5 protein-coding genes are annotated in these 7344 nt (G+C 68.6%); 2 read left to right on the forward strand and 3 right to left on the reverse strand.

What is annotated here, in order from left to right:
* Positions 1-14 precede the first annotated feature (14 nt).
* Entirely contained in the window at positions 15-1982 is a 1968-nt protein-coding gene (locus AQJ91_RS24825; protein ID WP_067025860.1) for an acetoacetate--CoA ligase, read from the forward strand.
* A 280-nt stretch (positions 1983-2262) separates the two neighbouring features.
* On the opposite strand, the gene AQJ91_RS24830 is transcribed toward AQJ91_RS24825, so the two are convergent.
* Complete coding sequence (locus tag AQJ91_RS24830) at positions 2263-3369, reverse strand: IS110 family RNA-guided transposase (protein ID WP_407696908.1); 1107 nt, start codon at positions 3367-3369, stop codon at positions 2263-2265.
* Positions 3370-3862: 493 nt separating this feature from the next.
* On the opposite strand from AQJ91_RS24830, the gene AQJ91_RS24835 reads away from it, so the two are divergent.
* On the forward strand, positions 3863-4756 hold the full coding sequence (locus AQJ91_RS24835; protein WP_067025862.1) for a hypothetical protein: 894 nt from the start codon (positions 3863-3865) through the stop codon (positions 4754-4756).
* Between the two features lie 66 nt (positions 4757-4822).
* On the opposite strand, the gene ptsP is transcribed toward AQJ91_RS24835, so the two are convergent.
* Together ptsP and AQJ91_RS24845 are read right to left on the reverse strand one after the other, a co-directional pair.
* Positions 4823-6493, reverse strand: a complete 1671-nt coding sequence (gene ptsP, locus AQJ91_RS24840) for a phosphoenolpyruvate--protein phosphotransferase (protein WP_067025864.1) — start codon at positions 6491-6493, stop codon at positions 4823-4825.
* An 82-nt stretch (positions 6494-6575) separates the two neighbouring features.
* Positions 6576-7025: a PTS sugar transporter subunit IIA gene (locus tag AQJ91_RS24845; protein ID WP_067025865.1), complete on the reverse strand. Its 450-nt coding sequence runs from the start codon at positions 7023-7025 to the stop codon at positions 6576-6578.
* Positions 7026-7344: the final 319 nt, after the last annotated feature.

A 7344-nucleotide genomic window follows, 5' to 3' on the forward strand; every position in this document is an offset into this window, starting at 1 on the left:
CCGGGAGCCGCCCCATGACGACCGTGAATCCCCAGCCACTCTGGCAGCCGGATCCGGAACGCATCGCCCACGCACAGATCACCAAGTTCCAGGCCTGGGCCGCCGAAAACCACGGCGCCCCGGCCGAGGGCGGCTACGCGGCCCTGCACCGCTGGTCCGTCGCCGAACTCGACACGTTCTGGAAAGCCCTCACGGACTGGTTCGACGTCCGCTTCTCCACGCCGTACGCGCGCGTGCTGGCCGACCGCTCGATGCCCGGAGCCCAGTGGTTCCCCGGCGCGACACTGAACTACGCCGAGCACGCCCTGCGCGCGGCCGCGACCCGAGCGGACGAACCCGCCCTCCTGTACGTCGACGAGACCCACGACCTGCAATCGGTCACCTGGTCCGAGCTGCGCCGCCAGGTCGGCTCCCTGGCCGCCGAACTGCGCGCCCTCGGCGTACACCCAGGAGACCGCGTCAGCGGCTACCTCCCGAACATCCCCCAGGCCGTCGTCGCCCTCCTCGCCACGGCCGCCGTCGGCGGCGTCTGGACCTCCTGCGCCCCCGACTTCGGCGCCCGCAGCGTCCTCGACCGCTTCCAGCAGGTCGAACCAGTCGTCCTGTTCACCGTCGACGGCTACCACTACGGCGGCAAGAAACACGACCGCCGCGACATCGTCGCCGAACTCCGCCACGAACTGCCCACCCTGCGCGCCGTCGTCCACATCCCGCTCCTGGGCACCGAGGCCCCCGAAGGCGCCCTGGACTGGTCGGCCCTCACCACGGCAGACGCGGAACCAGTCTTCGAACAGGTCCCCTTCGACCACCCGCTGTGGGTGCTCTACTCCTCCGGCACGACCGGCCTCCCCAAGGCCATCGTCCAGTCCCAGGGCGGCATCCTCGTCGAGCACCTCAAACAGCTCGGCCTGCACTGCGACCTCGGCCCCGAGGACCGCTTCTTCTGGTACACGTCGACCGGCTGGATGATGTGGAACTTCCTCGTCTCCGGCCTCCTCACCGGCACCACGATCGTCCTCTACGACGGCAGCCCCGGCTATCCGGACACGGGCGCCCAGTGGCGGATCGCCGAACGCACGGGAGCCACGCTCTACGGCACCTCGGCCGCGTACGTCATGGCCTGCCGCAAGGCCGACGTGCATCCCGCACGCGACTTCGACCTCACCAAGGTGCAGTGCGTCGCCACCACCGGGTCACCCCTGCCCCCCGACGGCTTCCGCTGGCTGCACGACGAGGTCCGCGACGACCTCTGGATCGCCTCCGTCAGCGGCGGCACGGACGTGTGCTCCTGCTTCGCGGGCGCCGTACCGACGCTCCCCGTGTACATCGGTGAGCTCCAGGCGCCCAGCCTGGGCACCGACCTGCAGTCCTGGGACCCGAGTGGCAAACCCCTGATCGACGAGGTCGGCGAGCTCGTGGTCACCAACCCCATGCCGTCGATGCCCATCCACTTCTGGAACGACCCCGACGGCAGCCGCTACCACGACAGCTACTTCGACACCTATCCCGGCGTCTGGCGCCACGGCGACTGGACCACCGTCACCACCCGCGGCTCCGTCGTCATCCACGGCCGCTCCGACTCCACACTCAACCGCCAGGGCGTCCGCATGGGGTCGGCCGACATCTACGAAGCCGTCGAACGCCTCCCAGAGATCGAGGAATCCCTCGTCGTTGGCATCGAGCAGCCCGACGGCGGTTACTGGATGCCCCTGTTCGTGTACCTGGCCTCCGGAGCAGCCCTCGACGACGCCCTCCTGAACCGGATCAAGCAGACCATCCGCGAACAGCTCTCCCCACGCCATGTCCCCGACGAGATCATCGAGGTACCCGGCATCCCGCACACCCTCACCGGCAAGCGCATCGAAGTCCCGGTCAAGCGCCTCCTCCAGGGCACACCCCTGGAAAAGGCGGTCAACCCCGGCTCCATCGACAACCTCGACCTCCTGCACTTCTACGAGAACCTCGCCCGCAAACGCGCCTGACCGACCACGGCGGGGGAGGTGGTCGGCCTCCTCCGCTGCACAGCGACGCCGTTGATGCTGATCGGAAAATCGATCTCCGGAAGGGCAGGCGGCAGCATCCGGGCCGCTTGCGGACCGGATGTCGTTGGGACGGGCGGTCAGGCTGATGTCGGTGTGAGGGCGACCTGGTGGCCGAGGGCCTGGAGCCGGCGGACGAGATCGCGGGTCCTGCGGGCGGGGTTGAGGTGGCGCTGGTGCCAGTCGTCGCCGAGTTCCTGGTAGGAGGCATCCGGGTCGTTGATCAGGTGCCAGGTGATGACGAGGATCGAGCGGGCGACGGCGACGAGGCTTTGGCGTGGCCGCGACGTTTGACGATGCGCCGGTAGCCGGCCCCGAGGAAGGTGTTGGCCCGGGCGGCGGCGTTGGCGGCCTCGCCGAGGGCGCCCTTGAGCCAGGGGTTGCCCTGCCCGGCCGGGCCGGCGGTGTTCTTCGCCCCGGACTGGATCGTGCGCGGACATAACTTCGCCCAGGAGACGAGATGTTCGGGGGTGGGGAAGCGGCTCATGTCCGCACCGATCTCGGCGAGGATGATCTGCGCTGTGGCCGACCCGATCCCGGGGACTGCGTCCAGCTTCTCGGCCAGGACCCGCCCGCTCACGCCGGAGGACGGTTCCGTTCCCGGGCCGTCATCCGAGGTGGAGATCTCTTCGAGGGTCTGGGCGATGAGCCGGTCGAGTTCATGGATCTGGCCGGTCAGATGGTCGACGGTGGACAGCAGTACCCCGAGCAGCCGTGCGTGGTGATCCTCGAACTGTCCCGTCAGGGCCTCGGCCAGGGCCGTCTTCTTCTTGACGAGACTGCCCTGGGCCAGCTCGGCGAGGGCACGTGGGTTGCGTTCGCCGGTGACCAGGGCATCGAGCATGGCCCGGCCCGACCTGCCGAACAGGTCCGAGACGACGTCAGACAGTTTGATCTGGGCGTCCTGCAATGCCTTGTCCACCCGGTGCTTGTGGCGGGTGCGCTCCTGGACGAACACGGTGCGAGTCCGGGTGAAGTCCCGCAACTGCCGGACGGCCTTCGGCGGGACGAACGAGGTCCGGACCATGCCGCGTTCGGCAAGCTCGGCCAGCCAGACCGCATCCAGCTTGTCGGTCTTCGGACGCCCGGGGACGTTCTTCACATCCCGCGCGTTCACGAGCCAGCAGTCCAGGCCGCGGGCTTCCAGCAGATAGAAGAACGGGCGCCAGTACGAGCCCGTGGCTTCCATCACGACCCGCTCGACACCCTGGCAGACCAGCTTGTCGCCGAGTTCCAAGATCGCGTTGGTCGTTGAGGCGACCGTCCAGACCTGCTGGATCCGCCGGCCCTCGATGGTGTCGTGCGGATGCGCAGGCAGACCATCCCGGATGCCTTGGCAATGTCGATCGCCGCGACCCTGGCGACCGTTCCGTCGTCGTGGTCTTCTCTCACCTCCTTCATGAGGCGCCCCCTGTTGTGCTGGTGTGGGCGGGGCTGTCCGGGGAGCCTGAGGGGAACGGAGAAGCTGATCGGCGTGCTCAAGGCGACAGTGTGCGGCCCCTCGGACGGCTCCCTCACCAGATTCCTATGCGGGCTCACAGCCCAAACATCCAGCGGCGTCGGCGGACAGCCCATGTACCGATTTTCACGCCCGCGCGCGAGGCGTCATCCGCAGGTGAACGGCTGACTCCTATCAGGTCATGTTCCGCCCGGCCGAAGCCATGAGAACAAGCCCCGGCGGCCGGACAGAACAACGGGAAGACAACCCGGCAGGGCGTCAGTCAGTGCCCGAGTCACGACCACCGGAACCTGCGTACCACTATCAATGTCAGTGCCCCCGGTTACTGTGAGTGAGCATTGATCGACAGCGCACAGGGGGAAACATGGCGCACACCGACCACCCGACCATGCGACGCGTTCTGCGCCGCGAAATTGCCGGCACGATCGGCCTGCTGACCGACGAGCACGACTTCCGTGCCATGCGGCGCTACCGCAGCTTCACCTTCGACGACCACAAGATCTACCTGCAACAGGTGGAGGCTCTCCTCAGGACACGCGCCTCCCAGGGCAGCCACACGACGGTGGCGCTGTTCGACCCACAGGAGTACGCCGAGTTCTGCATGCTCACCGGCCTCGACCCGGACGTCCCGTCGAGCCGCACCCGCTTCACCGCCGAACTCGCGGCCACCGGCCCCAGCGTCCCCTACGACGGCCGGCCCCTGGCCGACCTCGTCCCGGTCCTCGTCGACGAAGCCGTCCGACAGGCCACCTGGGAGTACGCCTCCACACTCCTCGCCCGGCTCGGTGTCTGCGGATCCTGCGGCGAGGACATCGGCCGCGCCGCCTTCACCCGTGCGTCGGCCCTGCTCGTCCGCATCCTCGACACGGCCCACCCGGGCAGCCGACACCTCGTATGCAGCATCTCCGGAACGCCGGAGCCCCTCGCCGCCGTCCTGCACGCCGACGAAGAGGCCCCCGGCGCCATCCAACTCGACGAGGCCGAGGCCCTCGAATTCACCACGGTCCTGGCCCTCGGCCTCGCGACGCACAGCCCCGGCGGGCTGGTGATGCGCACCAGCGCTCCCGGCACCCCGGACCGCATCTACGGCTGGCGCATGCGCGGCGACGGCCTCGAACCCCTCACCGCGGGCGAGGTCTTCGACGCCTACTGCACCGACATCGAATCCGGAGACCTCATCTCCCCGGAATCCGACGTCGACTACTGCACGCCGCCCGATCTGGGTGAGGAGGGAGAGACACCGGGGCACAGGCACTGAAAAGGGGAGGGGTGCCCCATCCGCGGATGGGGCACCCCTCAAGAACAGGCGCGGGTAATCCTCCGACTACTCGCCGGACAGCACCGCCTGGGCCGCGCCGCGTGCCTCCTCGGCGCTGTCCGCGGCCCGGGCGGCCGCCGCGGCACGCTCACACTGCGCCAGCGTGTACTTCGCCAGCGTCGCCCGGACATAAGGAATCGACGCCGCACCCATGGAAAGGGACGTGACACCGAGACCGGTCAGCACACATGCGAGCAGCGGGTCGGACGCTGCCTCACCACAGACACCACAGCTCTTGCCCTCGGCCCTGGCAGCCTCGGCGGACAGCGCGACCAGGTCGAGCAGCGCGGGCTGCCACGGATCCTGCAGACGTGACACCGCACCCACCTGACGGTCGGCGGCAAACGTGTACTGCGCGAGGTCGTTGGTCCCCAGGGACAGGAACTCGACCTCCTGCAGAATCGAGCGCGCCCGCAGCGCGGCCGACGGAATCTCCACCATCGCACCGAACTTCGCCTGCAGCCCGGCCGCACGGCACGCGTCCGCGAACGCCTTGGCATCGGCACGATCCGCCACCATCGGGGCCATGACCTCGAGGTAGACCGGCAGCCCCTCCGCCGCCTTCGCCAGCGCCGTCAACTGGGTGCGCAGCACCTCTGGGTGGTCCAGCAGCGTCCGCAGACCGCGCACACCCAGAGCCGGGTTGGGCTCGTCGCCCGGCGTCAGGAAGTCCAGCGGCTTGTCCGCGCCCGCGTCCAGCACACGTACGACGACACGGCCCTCGGGGAACGCCTCGAGAACCTGTCGGTAGGCCTCGACCTGCTTCTCCTCCGACGGCGCCTTCTTACTGTCGTCCAGGAAGAGGAACTCGGTACGGAAGAGACCGACGCCCTCGGCACCGGCATCGACTGCGGCCGGCACATCGGACGGCCCGCCGACGTTGGCCAGCAACGGCACCTTGTGACCGTCTGCGGTGGCGCCCGGCCCGGACGACGCCGCAAGCGCGGCCTTGCGCTCGGCGGCAGCGGCCGTCAGCTGGGCCTTCTTCTCGGCGCTCGGATTCACGAAGATGTCGCCAGTGCTGCCGTCGACGGCGATGACCGTGCCCTCGGCCAGCTCACCGGCACCCGGCAGGGCGACGACTGCCGGTACTCCGAGCGCCCGAGCCAGAATCGCGCTGTGGCTGGTCGGCCCGCCCTCCTCGGTCACGAAGCCGAGCACCAGCGCAGGGTCCAACAGAGCTGTGTCGGCGGGCGCAAGGTCACGAGCGACGAGAACGTACGGCTCGTCGCTGTCCGGGACACCCGGCATAGGGACCCCGAGCAAACGAGCGACGATACGATTCCGCACGTCATCGAGGTCAGCCACACGACCGGCGAGATACTCACCGGCTCCCGCCAGCAGCTCCCGGTAGGCGGCGAACGCGTCGTACACGGCACGCTCGGCCGTGCTACCGACGGCGATACGCCGGTCCACGTCAGCCATCAGCTCGGGGTCCTGGGCCATCATGGCCTGCGCCTCGAGCACCGCCTGGGCTTCGCCCCCCGCCAGATTGCCGCGCGCAATCAGGTCGGCCGCCACAGCTTCCACGGCCTTGCGGGCGCGCCCCTGTTCACGCTCCGCTTCCTCCGCCGGAATCTGCTTGGCGGGCGGTTCCAGAACCGCCGTCCCCATGTGCCGAACCTCGCCGATCGCCACACCGTGGCTGACGCCGACGCCTCGCAGCGTTGTCTCCATCTCACCCGTCTCCGATAGTGCGGCGGGTCCCGCCGCCGCTGTGGTTGTCGTCCCTAGTAGCCGTCGTACGACGGCGCTGACGTCACTTCCAGGCGAAGAGACTGTCGCCGGCCTTCACATCGCCGTCGTCACGGAGATCGGAAAGGGCCTCGGCCGTCGCCTCGAGTGCCACGACCGGGCACACCGGGGACTTCCCGGAGGCCTCGACCGCTGCCGGGTTCCAGCGCACCACGCTCTGACCGCGCGTCACGGTGTCGCCCTTGTTCACGAGCAGCTCGAAGCCCTCGCCATTGAGCTGCACGGTGTCGATGCCGAGGTGGGTGAGGATTCCGTGTCCCTGTTCGTCGACGACGACGAAGGCGTGCGGGTGGAGCGAAACGATGACTCCGTCCACAGGCGCGACAGCCTCGGAAGGTTCGCGCACGGGGTCGATCGCCGTGCCCGGGCCGACCATGGCCCCGGAGAAGACCGGATCCGGCACGGCTGCCAGTCCGATGGCGCGTCCGGCAAGCGGGGACGTCACGGTGGTCATGGGAAGCCTCCCAGGGGTGGAGATTCATATGGGCCGTCACTGCCTGTATCGGACGGCGCACTGTTCAGCAGGGTATGTCACACGAAGTGCCCGTTCCGGGCGCGAGGCTCGATTAGAGGTCTAGACCATACCTCGAATCGATTTGCTCCCGCTCTGCGGGCCCGTGTACAGTCGTACTCCTGCTTGAGGTTGAGCAACGCGACCAAGCGTCCTTGCCCGGCAGCACCCAACTCGTCAGATCCTATCTCGGGGTCACCTTCTGCATGTCCGCAGGATGGTGGTCAGAGGGTCGGAAAAAGACTGGTAGAGTTGGAAACAT

The organism is Streptomyces dysideae, assembly GCF_001514305.1.
In the GTDB taxonomy this organism is placed as follows: Bacteria; Actinomycetota; Actinomycetes; order Streptomycetales; family Streptomycetaceae; genus Streptomyces; species Streptomyces dysideae.